The following is a 23764-nucleotide window of genomic DNA, read 5'->3' on the forward strand; positions in this document are numbered from 1 at the left end:
GACCCGGCTACGGAAGGGCTACGTGCGCGAAAAGCGCCCTGGACCCGCTTGATCACGCGGCTTGATGATGATCTGGTCCAGATTCACATGCGACGGACGCGACGCCACGAAGCCGATCACCTCGGCGATGTCCTGCGCAACGAGCGGGGTGATTCCCTGGTACACCGCGTCGGCCTTGGCCTCGTCGCCATCGAATCGCACCAGCGAAAACTCGGTCTCGACGGCACCCGGCGCGACCTCGGTGAGGCGGACGGGCCGGCCCAACAATTCGCCGCGCAGCGTGCGATGCAGCACCGCCTGTGCGTGCTTGGCCGAGGTGTATCCCGACCCGTTGTCGTACGCCTCGAAGGCTGCAACCGAGGTGATGGTCACCACGAGCCCGTCGCCGGATTCGATCAACTTGGGCAGTAGTGCCTTGGTGATACGAAGGGTCCCCAGGACATTGGTCTCCCACATCCAGCGCCAGTCCTCGAGGTCGGCGTCGATGACAGGTGCCAGTCCTTTGGCGCCGCCGGCATTGTTGATCAGCACGTGAACCCTGGGGATGACTGCGGTGAATGCGGCCACCGAATCCTCGTCTGTCACATCGAGTTCCAGTGCGGTGCCGCCGATTTCGTCGGCAATTGCTTCGAGTCGATCGAGTCGACGTGCCCCGATGACGACGTGGTATCCCTGGGCGGCGAGCTGGCGAGCAGTGGCTTCGCCGATTCCTGAGCTTGCGCCGGTGACGACGGCAATGCGAGCGTCGGGCGAAATGTTTTCGGACAATGTCATGCATCGATCCTAGACGCCGATTTCGCCTGCATACCGGACCCGGGATTGGTGAAATGGCCGTCCAGTGCTAATTTTGCCCCCATGTCCGCAAGCCTCACCCTCACGTTGCGGGTCACCTATGTGACCGTCGCCCTGGGGTCTCGGCTGCCACTTCCCAGGGAACTGTGTTGTCCCGGTCTCGGAACCTGCCGCTAGTTTCCGCACTCGCCTGGCTGAATCGCGTCATATTGCGCGTCTTCTGCCTCGAGTTTCATGCACCACCTGTCTCGCGAAGACGGGTTCATTGCTGAGGACCGAACACTGTGTCTATCGCCATTTTGCCTACTACGACGCCGATTCCATTGCGGCGCAACGCTCGATCCACTCCCACGCTCGCGGCATCGTCCGCACCGCCGAGGGCAGGTGTGCAGGTGGTCGCTCCGGATCTTCGGATCGCGGACAACCCTGCTGCATCGGTCCTTCGTGTCGCTTCCACGGAAGGCCCGATTTCACGTGATAGTGCTGCTCGTGCAACAGGCTTGAGCATCGCAACCGTCAACCGTCAAGTATCCGCACTGCTCGGTGTCGGACTTCTTCGTGAGCGAGCAGACCTCACCGCCTCCGGTGCCGTCGGACGTCCGCGGATACCGTTCGAGATCAACCACGAGTCCTACGCCACCATCGGAATTCACATCGGTGCCGTGGCCACCAAAGTCGTCATCAGCGACTTGCGTGGTCGTATTCTCGGCGCTGTCGAGATTTCGACGCCTCCAGCGTCGGCGCCGACTGCACTTGCCTCCATCACCCGGAGCGCAGGTGCCTTCGCCGCGCGGTGGCATCGCCGCACCCCACTTTGGGTGGGAGTTGCAGTGGGTGGTCGCGTCGATACGGCAACCGGCTCGGTCGATCATCCACGACTGGGTTGGGAAGGCGCTCAGGTCGGGACGATCATCGGTGGGGGACTGGGGCTTCCGGTGTCCGTGTCAGGGCACGTCGAAGCCATGGCCGCGTCGGAGCTGTTGCTGGCGCCGGTACGGACCGACGAGGTCACGACCGGAACGAGCCTGTACTTCTACGCCCGGGAAACCGCCGGAATCGCGCTGACCATCGACGGACGCGTCCACACTCCGTCGACCGGCCCGGGATCGATCGCGCATGTGCCGACCGGATCGGATGCACAGTGCTTCTGCGGCAGTCGCGGATGCCTCGAAGCCACCGTCAGCGATCGAGCCGTCGTAGCGGCGGCCGTCGAGCGAGGTGTGTTGACGGCGGACGATCCGCGCCGGTCGGTCGCGGCGTTGCATCAACTCGCACAGAATGGATCACTCGGAGCTCAGGAGGTGCTGACCGAGCGAGCGCAGGCACTCGGGAAGACCGTCGGGTTGTTGCGTGATCTCTTCAACCCGGATCGGGTCATGCTCGGTGGCCAGGCCTTCACCGAGTATCCCGCCGGAATCCCACACGTCGCAGCGGCGTTCTCGCGATCATCGACGTTGCCGCGCAGGGATATTCGCATCACCGGCTTCGGCGGCAAGGTTCAAGAGTTCGCGGCAGCAGTGGTCTCGCTCAGTTCGGTGTACTCCGATCCGCTCGCCTCCATGCGTCGGGCCGCAGCCTGAGCGGGCGTTGGGCCGCTGCCGAGTCGAGGCCGACTCTCGGCGACAATGGGCGCCATGGCAAAGAGCGAGGTTCGGCAGGCATCCAGCATCGACGGCACCAACATCGTCTATCGAGTTTCGGGTGATCCTGCCGCTCGACCGTTGGTATTGCTGCACGGTTGGGCGCAGTCCTCGGTGTGCTGGGGCGAGGGCGTGCTGAACGGGTTGGCCGACTCCTACCGGTTGATTGCCGTGGATCTGCGTGGACACGGATACTCGGACGCGCCTGCCGACGGGTACGCGGACCCCCTCAATTGGGCGGGCGACGTCCACGCAGTCCTCACCGCGGAGGCAATAGACGCGAATGCAGTTCTACTCGGCTGGTCCTACGGTGGTCTGGTGATCTGCGACTACCTCGCCGAGCACGGGAGCGCGGCGGCAGCGGGCGTCGTGCTCGTGGGCGCGATCACCGGTATCGGCCGCGGGGAAGCCGGCGGAAAGGTCGGGAGTTCGATGCGCGCGGCGATCCCCGATGCCATGTCGGAGGTGCCGAGCGTCGCCATTCGTGCACTCGGCAGCTTCGGTAATGCACTCACTGGTCCGGTCGAGGGGAAGGGCGCGCAGGCGCAGCAACTATTCGGGCTCACTCTCGCGACACCGCCTCGCGTCCGGGCTGCGTTGTTCGACCGGACGGCCTCACATGATGCTCTCCTGAGCAGCCTCGAGGTGCCGGCCCTCGTCCTGCACGGAACCGCCGATACGGTCGTCGACGTCTCGTCCGGACGGCACGCAGCGTCGTTGATCCCGCAGGTCACCGAGTCGTACTGGGAGGGTGTCGACCACGGTCCGTTCGTCACCGACCCCGCTCGTTTCGTGGCGGAGGTCGGGGCGTTCATCGAGGGTCTGTGAACGTCCGTACTGTGGGGGAGTGCAAACTGGAACGGTGAGTGGTCGCCAGTTGAACCGGGTTGCGGTGCTGTCTCTGCATACCTCTCCACTGGCACAGCCCGGCATGGGTGATGCCGGTGGCATGAATGTCTATGTGCTTCAGAGCGCTAAAGAGCTGGCCAAACGCGGCGTCGAGGTGGAGATATTCACCCGGGCGACGTCCTCGGCCGACGAACCGGTCACCGAGGCAGCACCAGGTGTTCTGGTGCGCAACATCGTGGCCGGACCGTTCGAGGGCCTGGACAAGCAGGATCTGCCGACGCAGTTGTGCGCATTCGCGGCCGGTGTACTTCGCGAAGAAGCGCGTCACGACGTCGGATACTACGACCTCGTTCACTCCCACTATTGGCTATCCGGACAAGTTGGTTGGCTTGCGCGCGATCGATGGGGTGTGCCATTGGTGCACACCGCTCATACGCTCGCCGCCGTGAAGAACGCATCGATGGCCGCGGGTGACTCACCGGAACCAGCAGCCCGGCAGATCGGTGAACAACAGGTCGTGGCCGAGGCAGATCGGTTGATCGCCAACACCTCGGGAGAGGCCCAGCAGCTCGTCGATATCTACGGGGCATCACCGGATTCGATCGACGTCGTTGCGCCCGGCGCCGATCTGACCAGGTATCGACCGGGTGAGATGAAAGCGGCTCGCGCGGAGTTCGGAATCGACCCGAGTGAGACGGTCGTCGCGTTCGTCGGCAGGATCCAACCGCTCAAAGCTCCCGACGTACTGCTCCGGGCCGCCGCGGAGCTTCTCGCACGTGACCCGAGTGTGCCGCTTCGGATTCTCGTGGTCGGCGGGCCGTCGGGCAGCGGTATGGACCGGCCCGACAGTCTCATCGAACTTGCTGCTGCACTGGGCATTTCGGCACGTGTGACATTTCTGCCGCCACAGCGTTCGGAGAAGCTCGCGCAGATCTACCGCGCCGCTGACGTGGTAGCCGTTCCGAGTTACAACGAGTCGTTCGGATTGGTTGCCATCGAAGCACAAGCATGCGGAACCCCCGTGATTGCTGCCGATGTAGGCGGTCTCGGTGTCGCGGTCCGATCGGGCGAGACCGGAGTGTTGGTGCAGGGGCACCGCACCGAGGACTGGGCCACTGCGTTGGGAAACATGCTGCGCGACCGTACTGCGCTCGCGCACATGGCATCTGCCGCGCCGATTCACGCCGCGGACTTCTCGTGGGAGCACACCGCCGAAGGTCTGATGGAGAGCTACCGGGCAGCCAAGTTCCACTTCGATCGCCACGAAGCGCCGAGTGAATTCTCGCCACGTCGAGCACGGGGACTGTGGAAACTACGAAGAGCAGGAGCCGTCACGGCATGAGCGACACGATCACCGTCATCGACGAGGTGTTGACCGAGCGCGGGCTCGAATATCAACGGAAGAACGACAATTCCTTCATCGTCGAGTTGCCGGGTGAGCGGAAGCTCAAGACCACGGCCATGCTCACAGTCGGTCGTCACGGCGTTCGCATCGAGGCATTCGTGTGCCGCAAGCCCGACGAGAACTTCGAAGGCGTCTACAAGTACCTGCTTCGTCGCAACCGCAGACTGTACGGAGTTCACTACACGATCGACAAAGTGGGCGATATCTACCTCGTCGGTGGGATGTCGCTGCATGCGGTGACCGGGGACGAGATCGACCGAGTGCTGGGGCAGGTTCTCGAGGCTGCCGACGGCGACTTCAATGTTCTACTGGAACTCGGTTTCGCCGAATCCATCAAACGTGAATGGGCATGGCGTGTTTCGCGGGGAGAACCGTTGACCAATCTCGCGGCCTTCGAGCATCTGATCGAGGACTGATCGGTGCGGCCGACGGCCGGTTGCGAACAGGCCTGTCGCCCGTTGTGACGGGGTTCACTGTAGGATTTCGAGCATCTGCCGTAAGCGTGTTCGAAGGAGAGCCATGAGCTTCAACAGCCCCTTTCCCGATGTCGAGATCCCGAACCTCAGTGTCTACGACTTTCTGTTCGGGTCCATCGCAGAGGCTGATCTGGACAAGCCTGCGCTCGTCGACGGCAGCTCCGGAGCAGTCACTACCTACAAGGCTCTCATCGGGCAGATCGACGGCGTAGCCGGAGCCCTCGCGGCCCGTGGCCTCGAGGTCGGCGACGTCGTGGCACTGCACTCGCCGAACATCCCCGCCTTCGCCTCGGTGCTGCACGGCATTCTGCGCGCCGGTGGTACCGCAACGACGATCAACGCGCTGTACACGGCCGAGGACATCGCCAAGCAGCTCACCGGGTCCGGCGCGAAGTTCCTGTTCACCGTCTCACCGCTGTACCCGCAGGCCAAGGCCGCGGCCGATAAGGTCGGTATGGCGGACGATCACATCATCGTTCTCGACGGCGCAGAGGGCCACCCCAGTCTGCGGGACCTACTGACCGAGGGCGCGCCGGCCCCGGACGTGTCGTTCGATCCGTCGACTCATATCGCCGTGCTGCCATACTCCTCGGGCACGACAGGCGTCCCCAAGGGCGTGATTCTGACGCACCGCAACCTCGTGGCGAACGTTGCCCAGATGGAACCTCGCGTCGGCATCGACACCGACGACGCGATCCTCGCGCTCTTGCCGTTCTTCCATATCTATGGGCTGACGGTTCTGCTCAACATCGCGCTGAAGCTGCGTGCGCGTCTGGTCACGATGCCGAAATTCGACCTTGTCGAGTTCTTGCGCATCATCCAAGACCACAAGCTCACCTACCTCTTCATCGCACCTCCCGTTGCCGTGGCGTTGGCCAAGCATCCGATGGTGGACCAGTACGACCTCTCCAGCGTGCACACCATCTTCTCCGGTGCTGCCCCGCTCGACGAGGAGCTCGGTAAGGCCGTCGCGAAGCGTCTGAACACGCGGGTTCGCCAGGGCTACGGGATGAGTGAACTCAGCCCCGTCAGCCATGCCATTCCATTCGACCGCGACGACATGCCGCTGAGTTCGGTCGGGCTGCCGCTGGCGAACACCGTCAACAAGATCGTCGACCCGGGGACACTCGAAGAGATCGCTCTTCCGACCGAGGGGCTTTCGGAGCCCGGCGAGCTGTGGGTCAAGGGCCCGAACGTCATGGTCGGTTACCTCAACAACCCCGAGGCGACAGCTGAAACACTCGACGCCGACGGCTATCTGCACACCGGCGACATCGCCGTCGTCGATGCCGAGGGCGTCGTGTACATCGTCGATCGCCTGAAGGAACTGATCAAGTACAAGGGCTACCAGGTGCCGCCCGCAGAACTGGAAGCGTTACTGCTGACGCACCCGGATATCGCCGATGCGGCCGTCATCGGAGTCATCGACGAAGCAGGCGAAGAGGTTCCGAAGGCATTCATCGTGCTGCAGGCCGATGCAAAGATCGACGCGGACGGCGTGATGGCCTTCGTCGCCGAGCGTGTCTCGCCGCACAAGAAGGTGCGCAAGGTCGAATTCATCGATATCGTGCCGAAGTCCGCGGCAGGCAAAATTCTGCGCAAAGACCTTCGCGCCGCGGAATCGGGCAAGTAGCAACAGCAGGTAAGGACAAGCGCACCCCGTTCCGCGAGGAGCGGGGTGCGCTGTGTGTTGGTGGGGGACTTCTAGGGGGCGTCGTCATGGTGGGGACAAGTAATCCGTACACCCCTGGCGCGGGGGAACGACCGCAGGCGTTGATCGGGCGAACCGATCAACAGGGCTTGTTCGACGCGCTGCTTATCGGGTTGGAGCGGCAACGATCCATGCGTTCGATGCTCGTGGTCGGGCTACGCGGGGTCGGTAAGACAGCACTGTTGCGCGATTGCGTGGAGAAGGCACGTGCGCGGAACTGGGTGATCATCGATATCGAGGTGAGCAAACGCGAAGACGACTCGTTTCGCCGTCAACTCACGTTCGAATTGCGGGGAGCCCTGCTCGGACTGTCACCCCGCTCACGGTGGGGCGAGGCTGCCACTCGCGCAGCCGCAGTGCTGCAGTCTTTCGGGCTCGGTGCAGACGGCTCGATGATGGCCAAGTGGGAGGTCGCAGCCGCTGATGGAGTAGCGGACAGTGGTGATCTGGCCGCCGACCTGACTCAGGTCATCTTGGCAATGGGCGACGCTGCACTCGAGAACTCGCGGGGCGTGGTGATAGCAGTCGACGAAATCCAGCTCTTGTCGCAGACTCAGTACGCTGCACTGGTCTCGGCATTTCACCGACCGTTCCTGCGTGAGTTGCCGATTACGTTGGTGGGGGCAGGTTTACCGCGCGCGGGCCTGACTCCCGAGATCGAGCGTTACGCCAAGCGGATCTTCGAGTTCCCTGTCCTGGGTGCCTTGACGGACTCAGACGCCCGGCGTGTCCTGAGTGAACCGGCGGCTGCACTCGGAGTGGAGTTCGAGAAGGCCGCGTTGGATGCTGCAGTCGAACTCACCGGCCGGTACCCCTACTTCCTGCAGGAACTCGGCAGTGCTGTCTGGTCCACGAAGGTTGGCAGCACCATCAGCGCGCAGGATGTTACTGCTTCGTCGGCGCAGTATTACAAGGCGCTCGATGCCACGTTCTTCGCCAGAAAGTTCGGTCCGACAACTGATCTGGATCGTTCGTATCTGCGGGCGATGGCAGAGGCCGGTCCCGATCCGCAGCACGAGAGCGATATCGCCCGGATGCTCGACCGCACGGTTACACAGTGTTCACAGACCCGCCGATCATTGTTGGACCGAGGTCTGTTGCACGAATTCGACAGTGGCGGTGTGGCATTCACTGCTCCCCACTTCGACCGGTTCATCAAGAGGATCATGCCTTCTCTCACCGTTCCCGCTCGGGCCGCGCGTCGGCGTCGGTTCGATCCGTAGCCGTTGCGATCCGTAGCCGTCCTATTCTGAACTCGCCCTCGTCGGGGCGGCGCGGACGTGCGCGCGTTCACCCTGCTTGCCGACGAGACTGAGAAACTCCACCGGGCCCGAGCTGGTCGCGCCGAACCAGTGTGGGGTCCGGGTATCGAACTCCGCAGCCTCGCCGGGTTCGAGAATCAGATCGAGCTCGCCGAGAACGAGACGTAGTCTGCCGTCGAGAACGAAGGCCCAGTCGAAACCTTCGTGAGTGCGGAGAACAGGAGTTGCGTCGTCACGCCCGGCGGGGAGGACGAACTTATAGGCCTGAATACCTCCAGGCCGACGCGACAAAGGCACGATGGTGGTGCCGTCATCGGTGGGCAGTGGACGCATGTTGATGCGGGGATCGCCGGTGGGAGGGGCGTCGACAAGCTCGTCCAGAGTGACGCCGTAAGCGCGAGCCAGCGGCAACAGCTGTTCGAGGGTGGGGCGCCGAAGGCCTGCTTCGAGTCGGGACAGCGTGCTGGTCGAAATGCCCGTCTCTTCGGCGAGAGCGATCAACGTGATGTCGCGGCGCTGTCGCAATTGCTTGAGCCGCGGTCCCACGGCGTCGATGGTGCGGTTCGTGGCCTTGTCCATGCGGTTCGACTTTGCCATTCGGCAACAAGGTTTGCAATGCCGTGCTGCTCCGGTCACTGTCGAAGAAGCCACCCATATCGAGAAAGAGAACATACGATGACGCACTCGTTCGACAAGAACTACTGGGACCAGATCTGGCAAGGAGACCGCGCTGCGGGAATGGCTGCCAGTGAACCGAACCTGCACCTCGTCCGCGAATTTGCAGACTCGACCCCCGGCACCGCACTCGAAGCGGGCTGCGGCGCCGGAGCCGAAGCGATCTGGCTCGCCGCACACGGCTGGCAGGTCACGGCAGCCGACATCGCCACCGATGCTCTCGCTCACGCGGCCCAGCGATCCACCGCCATGGGCGTCGCCGATCAGGTGCAGTGGATCGAAGCAGACCTGTCCACCTGGGAACCCGACGCGAAGTACGACCTGGTGACCACCCACTATGCGCATCCCGCGATGCCTCAGCTCGAGTTCTACGACCGCATCGCATCCTGGGTTGCCCCAGCAGGCACCTTGTTCATCGTCGGCCACCTTCATCACGAGAACCACGGCGCGGACACCGGGCATGGTCATGGTCATGGTGACGAAAATCCACCCGCGTCGGCCTCTGCGACGGCCGCCGGCATCACGGCGCGCCTCGACCCTGCCATGTGGGAGGTCGTCACCGCCGCCGAATCACACCGAGAATCGACTGCACCCGACGGCCGCCGTACCCCGATTCACGACGTGGTCGTCAAGGCCGTCCGCCGCCAGTGAGCTTGTGGGCGACCGGCGTGGGCGTGGTGTTCCACCGAGACGAACCACGAGTCGGGATCCCGACTGAAAACCGCGCAACCGGAACACCATGCCCACTTGTTCGGGTACCAATGAGGGATGGACGTCACTGTCGAGATCGCTCAGGGCCGGTTGCGCGGACAACGCGTCGGCGCTGTCACGTCGTTCCTCGGAATTCCGTACGCGGAAGCACCCTTCGGGCCGAACCGCTTTGCGGCACCGACGCCTCCGCCGAGGTGGGCGGGCGTTCGTGATGCAGTTGCCTACGGCGCGACGGCACCGAAGATCGGCTATCGGCCGCCGACCAGCACTATTCTCAGTGAGCCGGTGGTGCCGGGCGAAGAGTGCCTCAACCTCAATATCTGGACGCCGGATATTGCCGAGACCGGTTTGCCGGTCTTCGTGTGGATCCACGGTGGCGCATTCGTCAACGGCAGCAATGCAGTACCGATCTACGACGGCAGCGCCTTCGCCCGCGACGGGATCGTCGCTGTCGTCATCAACTATCGACTCGGAGCCGACGGTTTCGCACGGATCGAGGGTGCGCCGGCAAACCGAGGGCTGCTCGACCAGGTCGCAGCTCTGGAGTGGGTACGCGACAACATCGGAGTGTTCGGGGGCGATCCGGGGAAAGTGACCGTCGCGGGGGAGTCCGCCGGAGCAATGAGCATCGGGACGCTGTTGTCGATGCCGCGCGCGGATGGGTTGTTTTGCCGGGCGATCCTGCAGAGCGGCGCCGGTTATCACGTCATCTCCGAATCAACGGCAGCCAAAGTTTCCACTGCGCTCGCCCACGCGGTGGGGGTGAGCGCCGATGTCGAGGGGTTCGGTTCGGTCCCCGTCGACACGCTCGTGGATGCGCAACGCGACCTCGGTGACCGCATCACTGCCGAGGCGCCTACCGGAGCGTGGGGCGAACTCGCTTTCAACATAATGCCGTTCGAGCCCTACATCGACGGGGATATCGTTCCAGAGTTGCCGTACACGCGAATCGCGGAAGGCGCCGGTGCCGACGTCGACATGCTGATCGGAACCACCAGTGAGGAGTTCGCGTTCTTCCTCGTTCCAGCCGGGGTAACCCAGTACGTCGACGAAGCCCGCCTGCGCCTCGTGCTCGGCACGTATGGCGCCGACGTCGATGCCGCGCTTGCCGAGTATGCCGCACTGTCGCCCAACGCGTCACCGGGTGAGCTTCTCATCGCGGTGATGACCGACTGGTTCTTCCGATTGCCGGCGTTACGAGTCGTCGAGGCCAGAGGCGGGCAGGCATTCGTCTACGAATTCACTTGGCGGTCAACGCTGTACGACGGTAACCTCGGCGCCTGCCATGCCTTGGAAATTGGTTTCGTGTTCGACGCACTGGAGCGAAGCGAACGAATCACCGGAACCGGCCCACCGCAGCAGCTGGCCGAAAAAATGCACAGAGCCTGGGTGGATTTCGTGCGCGACGGCACACCCGGGTGGACTCCTTACGGTAGCGAGCGTTCGGTCATGATGTTCGGTGAGCAGTCCGGCGTCGTCGACGATCCCAGGGCGACGACGCGCGAACTATGGTCGGGGGTGCGCTGATCGGCATCACGTGGCGGTAGTGCGTGGCCTTCGGTGCGAGCATCTTTACCCGAGCTGGAGTGCCGTTCGGGGATCACGATTGGGGGAATCGTTGAAGGTCGACACTGAAATTTTGCGAATGTTCGCCGCGGCCCCGGGCGGTCTCGTTGCCTGGGGCGGTTCCAAAGTCATGCAGAATCTGTGGGATTGACATGGGTTCTGAAAGGGACTATCAGCAACCTCGCACAGATCTTCCAGTGCTGCAGTGGATTCCACGGTGGCCGCAGAGGATTCGGTGGACGGGTTTCTCGAGTGCAGTGTTCATTGCGGCGTTCGCCGTACTGGTTTTCGTAGCGTTGTTCAAGGGAGTTGCCAACGGAAGTTGGCTGGCCACTGCAGGATTCGTCGGTCTGGCCATCGTGTTCGTGATCATGGCCGCGCATATGTCGGGCACAGCTGGTATTCGGTACGTGTCACTTTCTCGACGCGTGAGAAGCTGTGACCACCCCCTCTACGGGAAAGGCGTCGAGATCGGACAGCAAAGACTGGCCTACGCGGCCATGTTGACTGTTCTGGCTGGGGCGATGACCTACGGGTTCGCGGCAGTTTTCGCATGGGCCGTTGGCCAAGGCTCGACACTTCTACCTGCTGGTCGTGACGGTCGTACCGGTGCAATGATCGCCGGTGCAGCCGGCGTCGTTCTGTTGGCCGCAATGCTACTGCTTGTGCTCTTACGCAATGTTGTGACCATGTCGATCTTCGAAAGCGGACTTCACAGGACGGTAGCGAAATGGCGGTTCGGTCGAGTGCAGGTTGTAGACAGTTTTCTGCCATGGGAAGACATCGACGACGTCGTTGCCGATGACTATGTCGTCCACGTCGGTAAGTCGGTCGCGAACCCGATAATTCGTCTGAGCCATCACGACGCCGTCCTTGACGACACGTGTGTCGGACAGGATCAGAAAGGAGAACTGGTCGTGCTCGCGTACTACATGGTGTCCGAGCCGAACATGTTGCTGGCGCTGGTGAACTTTATGCGTCAAAACCCTGATGAGCGAACAGCAGTGACGCGAACGGACGCCGTCGAGATGCTGCGGCCGCCCCTATTGTCTACTCGTTTTCGGCTCTCCAGCCTATCGACGGGGTCCGCATAATCGGCGTGGACGAGCACAAGTGGAGACACGTGCGTGGACACGGCGAACCCAGTTTCGTCACGGCGATCTTGGATCTGACGCCGGTCCACGACGGGACCTTTCCCGCTCGTTTGCCGGCCATGGCCCCGGGGCGTTCCACCGCGGCGCTGCTGGACGGTCAGCGGCCGCGCCACTGGGGCGGGCGCTTTTCGAAGAATGCGCTGATGCCCTCGCTCATGTCCTCGGAGGCGCGGAAAACCTCGATGGCCTGTTCGGTGGCCTGCCAGCCGAGCTTGTCCTCGGCGGCCGTGATTGCACGCAGCGCGCGCAGGGTTTCGCCCACCGCCATGGGGGAGGACAGACAGATGTCCTCGGCGAGCGCGAGTGCCCGCTCGAGCGCGCAGCCCGGCTCGGCCACCTCGTTGACCAGACCCAACTGGTATGCGCGTTCTGGTTCCAGATGGCGGCCGGAGATGAGTAGCTCCCGCGCGATGTTCGGCGGCAGTGCCCGGGCGGCGCGGAAGAGTGCGCCCGAGGTGGCGACGAGTCCGCGTCGGGTCTCGGGAAGCCCGAAACGTGCTGTGCGGGAGGCGATGATCGCGTCGCAGGCGAGTGCGATCTCGAACCCGCCGCCGAGCGCGAGTCCTTCGACCGCGGCGATGAGCGGCGTGCGGCGCTCGCGCCGAATGACCCCGTACTCCCCGCCCCGCTCGGTCCGCAGGCTCACGCCCGCGCTGAGGTCGGTGCCCGCGCTGAACACCTGAGTGGTCCCGGTGATGACGCCGGCCCACAAATCCGGGTCGTCCTCGAGCCGGTTCAGCGCCGCGTCGATGCCCTCCGCGGTGGCCCGGTCGATGGCGTTGCGTTTGGCCTCCCGCTCGAGGCGGATGACGAGGACCCGGCCAAGACGCTCCTCGACGACGCTCATGCCCGCACCCAGGTCGTGGCCGTGCCGATGTCCGCTCGCGGGGTGCGAAAGGAATTGGCGGGGTGCGCGTCGTCGGCGTAGCCGAACGAGATGGAACAGACCACCTTCCGGTCCTCGGGCAGGCCGAAGAAGTCGCGTATGTAAGGCGCGCTGCCGGCGAGCGCGGCCTGCGGGATCGTCGCCACGCCGAGGCTGTGTGCGGCGAGCAGGAAGGTGTTGACGTACAGGCCGCAGTCGACGGCTCCGTAGATCCCGAGGGCCTCGTCCGAGGTGATGACGGCGACATGGGGTGCGCCGAACAGCTCGAAATTCTTCATCGTCTGAGCCGACGAGGCCTGGCGGTCGCCGGGCGCGATGCCCACGCTGGCGTAGAGCTGCATCGCGCAGTCCTTACGGCGGGCGCCGTAGTCACCCTGATACGCGGTGGGGAAGGGGAAGTCCGGCGCCTGCGGAGAGGACCGCACGTACTCGCCGAGCCCCTTCCGGAACCGTTCGGTGCCCTCACCCTCGGTGATCGACACCTGCCAGGGCTGGGTGTTGCACCAGGACGGCGTGCGCTGCGCCATCTCGAGGATCTGCTCGATCGTGCTGCGGGGCACGGGGTCGGTGCGGAATGCGCGGCAACTGCTGCGCGTGTCGAGCAGCGCTTTCAGCTCGGTGTGGTGGCTGGGGGCCGGCGCCTCTATCAAGATGGGACTCTCCTAATTTGATTGCAGAACAGGGGGATAGCGCGTTGGGTTTAGTCGACACCGATGGGCGTGTCGCCGGCGATCGAAATTCGCTCCATGACGCGTCGCGCCGGGAAGTAGTCGCTCGAGGCGTAGTGCTGGCTGGCGCGGTTGTCCCAGAATGCGATCGTATTCGGTTGCCAGCGCAGCCGAACCTGCAGCTCTGGGCGCATGGCATGCCGGTAGAGCATGCGCAGCAGCTCGTTCGATTCGTCCGCGGAGACGCCGAGGATGCGCTGGGTGAAGGCGACGTTGACGAACAGCACGCGGCGGCCGGTTTCGGGGATGACCCGCACCACCGGGTGCGTGACCGGCGGGAACTGGGGTCGCAGCATATCGATCGCGTCCTGTGGCATCCCGGACCCGAACGAACGGAGCCAGTCGTGCTCGGCCTCGAGGTGGTCGATCCGCGCCTTGATGTCTTCGGGCAGCAGATCGTATGCCGCGCCCATGTCGGCCCACAGCGTGTCCCCGCCGACTGGGGGGATCTCGACCGCGCGCAGTACTGCCGCGAACGAGGGCGTCCGATGCCAGGTGACGTCGTTGTGCCAGATGTTCTCGGCGCCGACGGCGGTCGCGTCCTTGGCCAGCGTCGCGACGTCGATGTCGCTCTGCCCGGGCTGGGTGTACTTGTAGAACGGATGCTGCTCGAGCTCTCCCCACCGTGCGGCGAACGCGCGGTGCTCGGCCCGCGTGACGTCCTGGTCGCGGAAGAACAGCACCTTCCACTCGAGCAGCGCGCGTCGCAGCTCTGCCAGAACCTCCTCGGTGAGGTTCCCGCCGAGCTGGATGCCGGAGATCTCGGCGCCGATGGTGGGGGTCTGCGGGTTCAGCGTGAACAGCTCGTAGGGCCGGTCGTCCGCGGCTGCCGCTAGACGGGGGGCGATGATCGGCCCGAAGTATGCCAGCGGGTCGGTCGGGGTGGGGGCCGCAGTGCTGGGAAGCGCATATGTCATGGCGTGGCTCCTAAAAATATGGGGTGGGGGTCGAGACCGGGGCTTCGATCATGGCGGCGAGGGTGTCGACGAGGTTGGAGACGATCGCCGTGGTCTCGGCGTCGGTCCGTTCGGTGCCTTCCCTCGTGGCGAGGGCCGTCATGCTGAACATGACGGCGTTGTTCGTGCGCCAGGTCGCGATCTTTCCTGGCGCAGGGCAGAGTGCGACCAATAGCTGGTGGACGCGACGGTAGCTTTCCGCCTGCAGGTGTTTCTGGGTCACCTCGGCGAGAACCGGGTCGATCACTGCCTGCACGAGAAAGCGCGCGTAGCGGCTGCCGGGCCGGCCGAGTGTCTCCGCGGCGAGGGGGTGCACGAGGGCTTCCACGGCTTGTCGGACGGGCGTCGGATCATCGGACCTCTCGATCTCCTCGAGCAGTTCTGTCCTGCGGGCGTTGATGGGCCCCATTCGCGCTGTGACGAGGGCCTCGATGAGTCCCTCGCGGGACCCGAAGTGGTACTTGGCCGCCGACTTGTTGGACTGGTCGGCCGCGAGCTGGACGCCTTTGAGCGTGAGCGCGGGCAGCCCGCGTTCGGCGATGATTCGCTCGGCGGCGTCGATCATTGCGATTCGTGCCGTGATGGGGGTCACAAGATGTAGGTTAAGGTCGTAACCTTAAGCTGTCAAACGTCACCTGAGCTGGTGTTGGCGGCGAAGTCCGGCATGCCCTCGACCGAAGGAAAAAGAGCGATATGGCTTTGCGTGCACTATCGGGAACCGGCCGCGTGTTGACCGCGTTCGCTGCGGTGGGACTGCTCATCGTGGGTTGTTCGAGCGGCGAATCCGCCTCATCGGCGAGTTCGGACGACGTGGCCAACGGGCTCGTCGGGGTGCAGTCCGACGGCGATCCGAGGCAGGGCGGAACCATCGCTTACGCCGGCTACTCCTCGGTGAGCAGCCTGGACCCGGCCGCCCGTCAGGATGGCGGCTCCACTGGCGGCACCGAGATGGCCGCGCTCTACGACCTGTTGCTGCGCTATGACCAGGATGCCGGCGAGTACGTCCCCCAACTCGCGGAGTCGATCACCGCGAACGAGGACAACACCGTCTGGACCGTGAAACTCCGCGACGGCGCCACCTTCAGCGACGGCACGCCCGTCGACGCGTCGGCGGTGACCTGGAGTATCGAGCGCTACCTGGAGAAGAAGGGCACTCACACGCAGGTGTGGACGGCCTCGGTCGAGAAGACGCAGGCGACCGACGACTCGACGGTCACGTTCACGCTCAAGCGTCCGTGGCGGGAGTTCCCGGCACTGCTGACCAGCGGGCCGGGCATGGTCGTCGCGCCGTCGTCGATGGCCGGCGGCGAGTTCGCTCCCATCGGGGCGGGCCCGTTCACGCTGGAGCGGTTCGCCTCGCAGGAGGAGCTGGTGCTGACGGCGCGGGCGGACTACTGGGGCGGCAAGCCGTACCTGGACTCCGTGCGCTTCCCCGCGATCGTCAACGAGACCACTCGTCTGGAGTCGGTGCAGTCCGACAACGTGCAGATCGCCTACCTGCGTAACCCCGAGAACGTGCACAAGGCAGAGGAGGCCGGTCTGCCCGGCGCGGTGTACACGGCCAACATGAGCGGCACGGTAATCATCAACAACCGCGAGGGTCGCCCGGGCGCGGACGAACGGGTCCGTCGGGCGCTGGTCGCTGCGTACAGTCCCGATCTGTTCAACCAGCGCGTGCAGAGCGACAGCGGAGTGGCGAGCAGCGACATGTTCGCGCCGCAGTCGCAGTGGCACTCCGATGTCTCGGGCACCGGCTACGACCCGGACACGGCCCGCAGCCTGCTCGCCGAGGCCAAGGCCGATGGCTACGACGGCAAGATCACTTACGTCGGCACCAACGACCCCGAGACCCAGCGGAGTGCCCTCGCGATTCAGGCGATGCTCCAGGATGTGGGCTTCGAGGTGCAGATCACGTACGCCACCTCGATCAGCGACCTGGTCAAAATGCTGTACGCGCAGCACGACTACGACGTCTCCTACGCAGGCTTCAACGTGCTCGACGACGCGCCGTTCATTCGGATGTACGGCAATCTCCACAGCGCGTCCGCGTCCAACGTGCTCGGCTATGCGAACCCCGCCATGGACGAGCTACTGGGCCGTCTTCAGACGGCTCGCGACGATGACGAACAGCGCCAGACCCTGGCGGAGATCCAGACATTGGTCAACGAGACCGCGCCGATGGCGGTGACCGGTCCGTATCGGTTGTTCATGCCCTTTGCGGACAACGTGCGCGGCGTGCAAATGAGCTCGGACGGCATCTTGCTGTTCGACAAAGCGTGGACCACCGACTGATCACCTCTTCCGGGGAGATCGACGCGATACGACGCCAGCTGACCGAGCCCGGACGATCGTCAGTTTTGTAGAGACAAAACAATCCCGGCTCCGTGCCGGTGAAACCATTCGACCAACACTGGAGGACCTCGATGTACCCCGCACTGCACGCCCGCACCCATCCCGACCGCGTCGCCGTCCGGATGAGCGATGGCCCCGGCGTCACCTACGCCGAGCTCGACGAGCGCTCCATCCGGCTGGCCCGCGAACTGCGGGGGCGGGGTCTGCAGGTGGGCGACGGCATCGCGATCTTGTCCGAAAACCACGTCCGGTTCTTCGAGAGCTATTGGGCTGCAGTGCGTTCCGGTCTCTACATCACTGCGATCAACCGGCACAGCACGCCAGAAGAGGCCGCGTACATCATGGCGGACGCCGGCGCGAAGGTGCTGATCTGCTCGCACGGCCTGCGGAAGACTGCCGCCGGGCTGCTGCCGCTGCTCGACCCCGCCGTGCACCGCATCATGTTCGACGGCGTGATCGACGGCGTCGAACCCTACGAGGACCTGCTGGCGCGGCAGTCGGCGGAGCCTCTCGACGACGAGCCCCGCGGTCAGCTGATGCTCTACTCGTCCGGCACGACGGGCCGGCCCAAGGGCGTCAAGCGCGCGCTGACCGGCCTGCGGGTCGACGATGCGGCCGCACCCCGGAGCTCCGGTCTGGCCCGCAAGATCACCACGATCGACGAGGAGTCGGTGTACCTCGTGCCCGCGCCGCTCTATCACGCGGCGGCGTTCAACTGGTCGATCGCGGTGCAGGAGATCGGCGGCACCGTCGTGGTGATGCCGAAGTGGGATCCCGAGGAGTTCCTCGCCCAGATCGAGCGGCACCGCGTCACCCACACCCAGGTCGTCCCCACGATGATGGTGCGGCTGCTCAAGCTCGACCCGGAGATCCGCACTCGCCACGACTTGTCCTCGCTGCAGGGACTGCTCCACTCCGCCGCGCCGTGCCCTGTCGACGTCAAGCGGGGGGTGTTGGACTGGTTGGGTCCGATCGTCGACGAGTACTACACCGGCACCGAAGGTGTCGGCGTCACGTTCATCGCGGCGCGGGACTGGGGGGAGCGGCCGGGCACCGTCGGCCGGTCGGTGACGGGCGTGATCCATATCTGCGACGACGACGGTGCGGAGGTGGCTACGGGGGAGGTCGGGACCGTGTACTTCGCGCGGGACGACATACCCTTCAACTATCACAATGACGACGTGAAGACCGCCGGCGCGATGCACCCGGACCGGCCCACGTGGTGGACGATCGGCGACATGGGCCGCGTCGACGCCGACGGCTACCTGTACCTGACCGACCGCAAGGCGTTCATGATCATCTCCGGCGGCGTCAACATCTACCCCGCTGAGATCGAGGGCCACATGATCATGCACCCGGCGGTCGCCGACGTCGCCGTGTTCGGCCTGCCCGACGCAGACATGGGCGAGTACGTGCATGCCGTCGTGCAGCCGGCGGAGGGCATCGTTCCTGGTCCTGAGCTGGCTGCGGAACTCCTGGAGTTCGCGCGTGAGGGGCTCTCGCGGTTCAAGGTGCCGCGGGTCCTCGACTTCCGGGACGAGCTGCCCCGGATGGAGTCCGGCAAACTCCGCAAGGACGTCTTGCGCGCGGACTACCTTCCCGTGTGAGCTGAGAGTGGCCGGCCGTGGTGGTGCGGGGTATGGAATTTTCTTTGCGCTCGTGACACCCGTAGCTTTGCTTCGATCAGGTCGAATGCGGCCGTGCCACAACGGGATGCCCACTGAAGATCGAAATGCGGTTGAAAGAGTTGATGGTGATCGCGGTGAGGATCAGCAACGAAATCTCGTCGTCGGAGAGGCATTGCCGAACCAGCTCGTAGTCTTCGTCGCTCAAGTGTTCGTCGCTCACCAGAGTGACGGCTTCGGCGATGTGCAGGGCTGCACGTTCTTTCACGGTATACAGGGTGGTTTCGCGCCAGCTGGGTAGGACCGCGACGCGTTGCGGGGTTTCACCAGCCTTGAACGCTGCGGCGCTGTGGACGTCGAGGCAGAAGGCACACCCGTTGAGTTGTGAAACCCGAAGGTTTACCAGCTCCAGAATGATTCGGTCGAGCCCGACGTCAGCGGCCTGCGAGCGGAGTTCAACGGCGGCAGCGGCCATTGCCTTGTACACCGTTGGGCTTTGCTTGTCGATGAATACTCTGGAGGCTGCGGTCATTTGTTCTCGGCCTGGGCGATCTCGAGTGCGGCAGGCGTCACCGGGTCGACGACATCGTCGAAGTCGTGGTGTTTTTCGACGAATCTGGCAACGTACGAGCAGACCGGGACTATGCGCTTACCGGCATCGCGGGTGCGACTCAACGCAGCGGCTACCAATTCTCCCGCCAGGCCTTGTCCGGAATGCTCATCGTCGATCACAGTGTGATGAAAAATTCGCTGGTTGTCGGCATCGATGTAGGCAGCGAACCCGGCGCGCTGCCCGTCCACATGGATTTCGTAACGGTGATGATCGGGAGCATCGACTACTGTCGACCCGTGGCCAGCGTTGTTTTGGTCTCCATTGGTCATGATCCCACTATGCCCCAGAATGCCGGGCCGTCGTCAGAATCGGCATCCCGGATGTCACGAGATGAGGGTCGGTTGTGAGTAACCTGGAAGCCTCGCCGCAGGAGTTCGCATGTGAATCGCGTCCCGATCACGTAATACAAGTTCTCGAGGCGCGAGAAGTCCCGTTGGGTGGTCCTCGCGCAATGACCGTCCGGCGCACTCTGCCGCAGCGCGCTCGATCATTGATCGGGTCATGGTGTTTCGTCGATCATTACGGGCCCGATGACGTCTCTACCGGCGTTGGCATGCGGGTCCCGGGTCATCCGCATACCGGGCTGCAAACCGTGTCATGGCTTTTTCGCGGTGAAATCGAGCATCGTGACACCACTGGAACGCACGCGATGGTCCGCCCCGGTGAATTGAACGTGATGACTGCGGGCACAGGAATAGCGCACTCGGAATTCTCGACACCGGACACTTCCATCCTGCACGGTGTGCAGTTGTGGATAGCATTGCCGGCCGAGCAACGGTTCACCGAACCTGCGTTTCACCACTACGTTCCGCCGATAGTCGAGCACGACGGGGTGCGTGCAGCGGTCTTTCTAGGATCGCTGTTCGGACAGACTTCGCCCGTCGAAATGTTCAGCCCCTTGGTGGGAGCCGAGATCATCGTGGCGGCAGGGAGTACTGCACGCCTCGATGTCGATGTCACATTCGAACACGGCGTGCTCGTCGACACGGGTGAGGTCACCGTGTCCGGGGTAGCAGCCACCACCGGGCAATTGATCTATCACGAGCCCGGCGTGGAGACGATTACCGTGCACGCATCCACAGACGTCGACGCACGAGTTCTGCTCCTCGGAGGCGAACCGCTGAACGAGCGAATCATCATGTGGTGGAACCTCATTGGTCGCAGTCATGAGGAGATAGTCCAGTTCCGCGCGGAGTGGGAGCAGGCGCGTCGGGACACTTCGTCCGTCACGCAGTACGGGGCATTTCCCGCAGAATGGGAAAGCACGCTGCCTGCACCGGAATTGCCGAACACCCGGTTGCAACCGCGCAAATGAGATGGCGGCGAGCAGAGGCCGAGCGCGTGTACGAGTGAATCGACGTAAGTGCAACGCAGTGCTACCGAACCAGCAGCGGTGGGAAAACTCGTTGTGACGCGCAAGTCGGCAGACCGAACACCCTTTTTGCAAACCCCGCACACCTGCTCGGACCTGAATGTGGCGCGCAGGTCGGTAAAAAGGGTGTCCGGTCCACCCGCGCCAACTGTTGCGCGGTTCATGAGAAACTGACCCCATGAGTATCGGAACCTTGATTCTGCTCCGCCACGGCGAGAGTGAATGGAACTTCTCCAACCAGTTCACCGGGTGGGTCGACGTCCGCTTGACGGACAAGGGAGAGGCCGAGGGCAAGCGTGCCGGCGAGCTCCTTGTCGACGCGAACCTGCTGCCCGACGTGCTGTACACCTCCCTACTGCGTCGAGCGATCAGCACGGCGAACCTCGCGCTCGACGCAGCGGACCGGCATTGGATCCCCGTCATTCGTGACTGGCGCCTCAACGAGCGTCACTACGGTGCGCTTCAGGGATTGAACAAGGCGGAGACCAAGGACAAGTACGGCGACGAGCAGTTCATGCTGTGGCGTCGTAGCTACGACACGCCGCCGCCCGCGATCGAAGCAGGCAGCAAATACAGCCAGGACGCGGACCCGCGTTACGCCGACCTGCCGACCGTGCCGCTGACCGAATGCCTGAAGGACGTCGTCGACCGGCTCATCCCGTACTTCGAGGACACGATCGTTGCCGAGCTCGAGGCGGGCAAGAACGTTCTGGTCGCCGCGCACGGCAACTCGCTGCGGGCGCTGGTGAAGTATCTCGACGAGATTTCCGACGCCGATATCGCGGCACTGAACATTCCTACCGGCATTCCGCTGCGCTACGACTTCGAAGCCGGCGAGGGCAAGCTGGTTCCGAGCAACCCGGGCGGAACATACCTGGACCCCGAAGCAGCGGCAGCGGGAGCAGCAGCTGTCGCCAATCAGGGCGGAAAGTAGACGCTTCGGTAGTTCGGTTGGCTCCGTTCGTGTCCGATTCCCCGAACTCGAGATGAACGGTCGGAGAACACTGTCGCCGAGGGCGGTGGCCACCAGGGGAATGCCTGCGCCCCGTGTTTGCAACCTCCACATCGAACGTACGATTCCGGTGTGAGTGTTGCATCGGCTGTGCTGCTGGCTATCGCTGCGGCCTTCGTTGGGTACCTCGTCGGCGGTGTTCTGATCCCGTACCTCGCGACTCGGCATTCGGCGCGGACACGTGCGGCATCGGGATTGACGATGCCGCAGGTGCTGGACCTGATCATTCTCGCGTCCGAGAGCGGCATCGCCGTCGTCGACAGGTTCCACGACGTCGTCCTGTCGAATCCGAGGGCGGAGGAGCTCGGCCTGGTGCGGAATCGACTCATCGACGGTCGTGCATGGGAAGCCGCACAGAAGGTCCTCGGTGACGGGAATCCCGTCGAGGTCGACATCAGTTCGAAGGAAGCCAGGACGACGACGACGAGCCGGGACCGGATGGCGGTGCGGTGCGTGGCTCGGCTGCTGAGCAAAGAGGACCAACGTTTCGTTGTCCTGTTCGCCGACGACGACTCCGAGCAGGCCCGGATGGAAGCGACGCGTCGGGACTTCGTCGCCAACGTCAGTCACGAATTGAAGACACCCGTCGGTGCGATGAGCCTGCTGGCCGAAGCATTACTCGAATCCGCAGACGACCCCGACTCGGTCCGGCATTTCGGCGGTAAGGTCGTTGCCGAATCCAAGAGGCTGGGCAGCATGGTGAGCGAGCTGATCGCACTCTCTCGCCTGCAGGGCGCCGAGAGGCTCCCCGACCTCGACGTCGTGGATGTCGATACCGTCGTCAACGAAGCCCTCGATCGGTCGAAGCTCGCATCGGAGAACGCCGGAATCAGTGTCACCACGGACCACCCGAGCGGCCTCGAGGTGCTGGGGGACCAGGCGCTACTCGTGACGGCCCTCGCCAACCTGATTCAGAACGCGATCGCATACTCGCCCGATGGTTCACCGGTCTCGGTGAGTCGAGGTCTTCGTGGCTCGAATGTTGCGTTCGCGGTTACGGATCGGGGAATCGGCATCGCCAAGGAAGACCAGGAGCGGGTCTTCGAGCGATTCTTCCGTGTCGACAAAGCGCGTTCGAGAGCCACCGGCGGCACCGGCCTCGGTCTGGCGATCGCCAAACACGTCGCAGCGAACCACAACGGCAGTCTTTCGTTGTGGAGCAAGCTCGGCACCGGATCCACCTTCACCCTGCAGATCCCGGCGTACTTCGAAGAAGACGACCCTGCGTCGACAGAAAGAGAGACACAGTGACCAACGTGCTTATCGTCGAGGACGAGGAATCGTTGGCCGAACCTTTGGCCTTCATCCTCCGGAAGGAGGGTTTCGAGGTCACCGTCGCTGTAGACGGCCCTTCGGCGCTCGCAGAATTCGATCGGGCAGGCGCGGACATCGTGCTCCTCGACCTGATGCTTCCCGGCATGAGCGGAACGGACGTCTGCAAGCAACTGCGTTCGCGCTCAGGTGTTCCCGTCATCATGGTGACGGCGCGTGACAGTGAGATCGACAAGGTGGTCGGGCTCGAACTCGGCGCGGACGACTACGTCACCAAGCCTTACTCCGCCAGAGAGTTGATCGCACGTATCCGTGCGGTATTGCGTCGTGGCAACGATGCCGAGCTCGATGGCATCGTCGACACCGGTGTGCTGGAAGCGGGGCCGGTTCGCATGGACGTCGAACGGCACGTCGTGCTGGTGAACACCGAGCAGATCACGTTGCCGCTCAAGGAATTCGACCTGCTCGAATATTTGCTGCGGAACTCCGGGCGGGTACTCACCCGCGGTCAGTTGATCGATCGGGTGTGGGGTGCGGACTACGTCGGCGACACCAAAACCCTTGATGTGCATGTGAAGCGGCTGCGATCGAAGATCGAGCAGGATCCGGCCAAACCTGAACGCCTCGTCACCGTGCGCGGGTTGGGTTACAAGCTAGAGGGCTAGACGATCGTGTCGTAGGCGAGTGGAAGTGCTTGTCGACGAAGC

General features: G+C 63.9%; 23 protein-coding genes and 1 pseudogene. 16 read left to right on the forward strand and 8 right to left on the reverse strand.

Going from position 1 to position 23764, the window contains the following annotated elements; all coding sequences use genetic code 11:
- Positions 1-18 precede the first annotated feature (18 nt).
- Entirely contained in the window at positions 19-774 is a 756-nt protein-coding gene (locus tag H2510_RS07865; RefSeq protein WP_186627773.1) for an SDR family NAD(P)-dependent oxidoreductase, read from the reverse strand.
- A gap of 302 nt (positions 775-1076) precedes the next feature.
- On the opposite strand from H2510_RS07865, the gene H2510_RS07870 reads away from it, so the two are divergent.
- The 6 genes from H2510_RS07870 to H2510_RS07895 all read left to right on the forward strand — a co-directional run bounded on the left by H2510_RS07870 (position 1077) and on the right by H2510_RS07895 (position 8096).
- Complete coding sequence (locus H2510_RS07870) at positions 1077-2372, forward strand: ROK family protein (protein WP_397517333.1); 1296 nt, start codon at positions 1077-1079, stop codon at positions 2370-2372.
- A gap of 54 nt (positions 2373-2426) precedes the next feature.
- Positions 2427-3260 (forward strand): alpha/beta fold hydrolase, encoded by an 834-nt coding sequence (locus H2510_RS07875; protein ID WP_186627774.1) that lies wholly within the window; start codon positions 2427-2429, stop codon positions 3258-3260.
- Between the two features lie 19 nt (positions 3261-3279).
- Positions 3280-4623, forward strand: coding sequence for a D-inositol-3-phosphate glycosyltransferase (mshA, locus tag H2510_RS07880; protein WP_315901289.1), 1344 nt, complete (start codon positions 3280-3282; stop codon positions 4621-4623).
- Complete coding sequence (locus H2510_RS07885) at positions 4620-5102, forward strand: YbjN domain-containing protein (RefSeq protein ID WP_186627775.1); 483 nt, start codon at positions 4620-4622, stop codon at positions 5100-5102. Before mshA ends, H2510_RS07885 begins: the two co-directional genes overlap by 4 nt.
- Before the next feature lie 103 nt (positions 5103-5205).
- Positions 5206-6795: an AMP-binding protein gene (locus H2510_RS07890; RefSeq protein ID WP_186627776.1), complete on the forward strand. Its 1590-nt coding sequence runs from the start codon at positions 5206-5208 to the stop codon at positions 6793-6795.
- 86 nt (positions 6796-6881) lie between these two features.
- Positions 6882-8096, forward strand: coding sequence for an ATP-binding protein (locus H2510_RS07895; RefSeq protein ID WP_186627777.1), 1215 nt, complete (start codon positions 6882-6884; stop codon positions 8094-8096).
- Between the two features lie 21 nt (positions 8097-8117).
- On the opposite strand, the gene H2510_RS07900 is transcribed toward H2510_RS07895, so the two are convergent.
- On the reverse strand, positions 8118-8732 hold the full coding sequence (locus H2510_RS07900) for a helix-turn-helix domain-containing protein (protein ID WP_397517334.1): 615 nt from the start codon (positions 8730-8732) through the stop codon (positions 8118-8120).
- 78 nt (positions 8733-8810) lie between these two features.
- Between H2510_RS07900 and H2510_RS07905 the strand changes: the two genes are divergently transcribed.
- From H2510_RS07905 to H2510_RS20760, 4 genes and pseudogenes are all read left to right on the forward strand, one after another.
- Positions 8811-9461 (forward strand): cyclopropane-fatty-acyl-phospholipid synthase family protein, encoded by a 651-nt coding sequence (locus tag H2510_RS07905; protein WP_186627778.1) that lies wholly within the window; start codon positions 8811-8813, stop codon positions 9459-9461.
- A gap of 117 nt (positions 9462-9578) precedes the next feature.
- Complete coding sequence (locus H2510_RS07910) at positions 9579-11048, forward strand: carboxylesterase/lipase family protein (RefSeq protein ID WP_186627779.1); 1470 nt, start codon at positions 9579-9581, stop codon at positions 11046-11048.
- Between the two features lie 191 nt (positions 11049-11239).
- Entirely contained in the window at positions 11240-12181 is a 942-nt protein-coding gene (locus H2510_RS07915; protein ID WP_186627780.1) for a hypothetical protein, read from the forward strand.
- A pseudogene (locus H2510_RS20760) lies at positions 12166-12327 on the forward strand (ISL3 family transposase); the annotation flags it as partial. The gene H2510_RS07915 and the pseudogene H2510_RS20760, both read left to right, overlap by 16 nt.
- A gap of 11 nt (positions 12328-12338) precedes the next feature.
- Here H2510_RS20760 and H2510_RS07920 read toward each other — a convergent pair.
- From H2510_RS07920 to H2510_RS07935, 4 genes are read right to left on the reverse strand one after another with little or no spacing between them, the layout of a single operon-like run.
- Positions 12339-13088, reverse strand: a complete 750-nt coding sequence (locus tag H2510_RS07920; protein ID WP_186627781.1) for an enoyl-CoA hydratase-related protein — start codon at positions 13086-13088, stop codon at positions 12339-12341.
- Positions 13085-13777: a nitroreductase gene (locus tag H2510_RS07925; RefSeq protein WP_186627782.1), complete on the reverse strand. Its 693-nt coding sequence runs from the start codon at positions 13775-13777 to the stop codon at positions 13085-13087. The genes H2510_RS07920 and H2510_RS07925 overlap by 4 nt, the downstream gene beginning before the upstream one ends.
- A gap of 50 nt (positions 13778-13827) precedes the next feature.
- The gene (locus H2510_RS07930; protein ID WP_186627783.1) at positions 13828-14772 is read right to left on the reverse strand and encodes a TauD/TfdA family dioxygenase; all 945 of its coding nucleotides are present in this window, start codon (positions 14770-14772) and stop codon (positions 13828-13830) included.
- 10 nt (positions 14773-14782) lie between these two features.
- The gene (locus tag H2510_RS07935; RefSeq protein WP_315901290.1) at positions 14783-15403 is read right to left on the reverse strand and encodes a TetR/AcrR family transcriptional regulator; all 621 of its coding nucleotides are present in this window, start codon (positions 15401-15403) and stop codon (positions 14783-14785) included.
- Positions 15404-15504: 101 nt separating this feature from the next.
- On the opposite strand from H2510_RS07935, the gene H2510_RS07940 reads away from it, so the two are divergent.
- Together H2510_RS07940 and H2510_RS07945 are read left to right on the forward strand one after the other, a co-directional pair.
- Positions 15505-17103 (forward strand): ABC transporter substrate-binding protein, encoded by a 1599-nt coding sequence (locus H2510_RS07940; RefSeq protein WP_186627784.1) that lies wholly within the window; start codon positions 15505-15507, stop codon positions 17101-17103.
- A 131-nt stretch (positions 17104-17234) separates the two neighbouring features.
- Positions 17235-18770 carry an acyl-CoA synthetase gene (locus tag H2510_RS07945; RefSeq protein WP_186627785.1) on the forward strand — a complete coding sequence of 512 codons (1536 nt, stop codon included), beginning with the start codon at positions 17235-17237 and terminating at the stop codon, positions 18768-18770.
- Between the two features lie 76 nt (positions 18771-18846).
- Here H2510_RS07945 and H2510_RS07950 read toward each other — a convergent pair whose 3' ends face one another.
- Together H2510_RS07950 and H2510_RS07955 are read right to left on the reverse strand one after the other, a co-directional pair.
- Positions 18847-19320, reverse strand: a complete 474-nt coding sequence (locus H2510_RS07950; protein WP_186627786.1) for a carboxymuconolactone decarboxylase family protein — start codon at positions 19318-19320, stop codon at positions 18847-18849.
- Positions 19317-19670: a GNAT family N-acetyltransferase gene (locus H2510_RS07955; protein WP_186627787.1), complete on the reverse strand. Its 354-nt coding sequence runs from the start codon at positions 19668-19670 to the stop codon at positions 19317-19319. The genes H2510_RS07950 and H2510_RS07955 overlap by 4 nt, the downstream gene beginning before the upstream one ends.
- Positions 19671-19744: 74 nt before the next feature.
- On the opposite strand from H2510_RS07955, the gene H2510_RS07960 reads away from it, so the two are divergent.
- The 4 genes from H2510_RS07960 to H2510_RS07975 all read left to right on the forward strand — a co-directional run bounded on the left by H2510_RS07960 (position 19745) and on the right by H2510_RS07975 (position 23722).
- Positions 19745-20716 (forward strand): pirin family protein, encoded by a 972-nt coding sequence (locus tag H2510_RS07960; protein ID WP_186627788.1) that lies wholly within the window; start codon positions 19745-19747, stop codon positions 20714-20716.
- 235 nt (positions 20717-20951) lie between these two features.
- Complete coding sequence (locus H2510_RS07965; protein ID WP_186627789.1) at positions 20952-21707, forward strand: phosphoglyceromutase; 756 nt, start codon at positions 20952-20954, stop codon at positions 21705-21707.
- Between the two features lie 150 nt (positions 21708-21857).
- Positions 21858-23036, forward strand: a complete 1179-nt coding sequence (locus tag H2510_RS07970) for a cell wall metabolism sensor histidine kinase WalK (protein ID WP_186627790.1) — start codon at positions 21858-21860, stop codon at positions 23034-23036.
- Positions 23033-23722: a response regulator transcription factor gene (locus H2510_RS07975; RefSeq protein ID WP_084346208.1), complete on the forward strand. Its 690-nt coding sequence runs from the start codon at positions 23033-23035 to the stop codon at positions 23720-23722. Before H2510_RS07970 ends, H2510_RS07975 begins: the two co-directional genes overlap by 4 nt.
- Positions 23723-23764 lie beyond the last annotated feature (42 nt).

Source organism: Rhodococcus sp. BP22, assembly GCF_014281965.1.
Classification (GTDB): Bacteria; Actinomycetota; Actinomycetes; order Mycobacteriales; family Mycobacteriaceae; genus Rhodococcoides.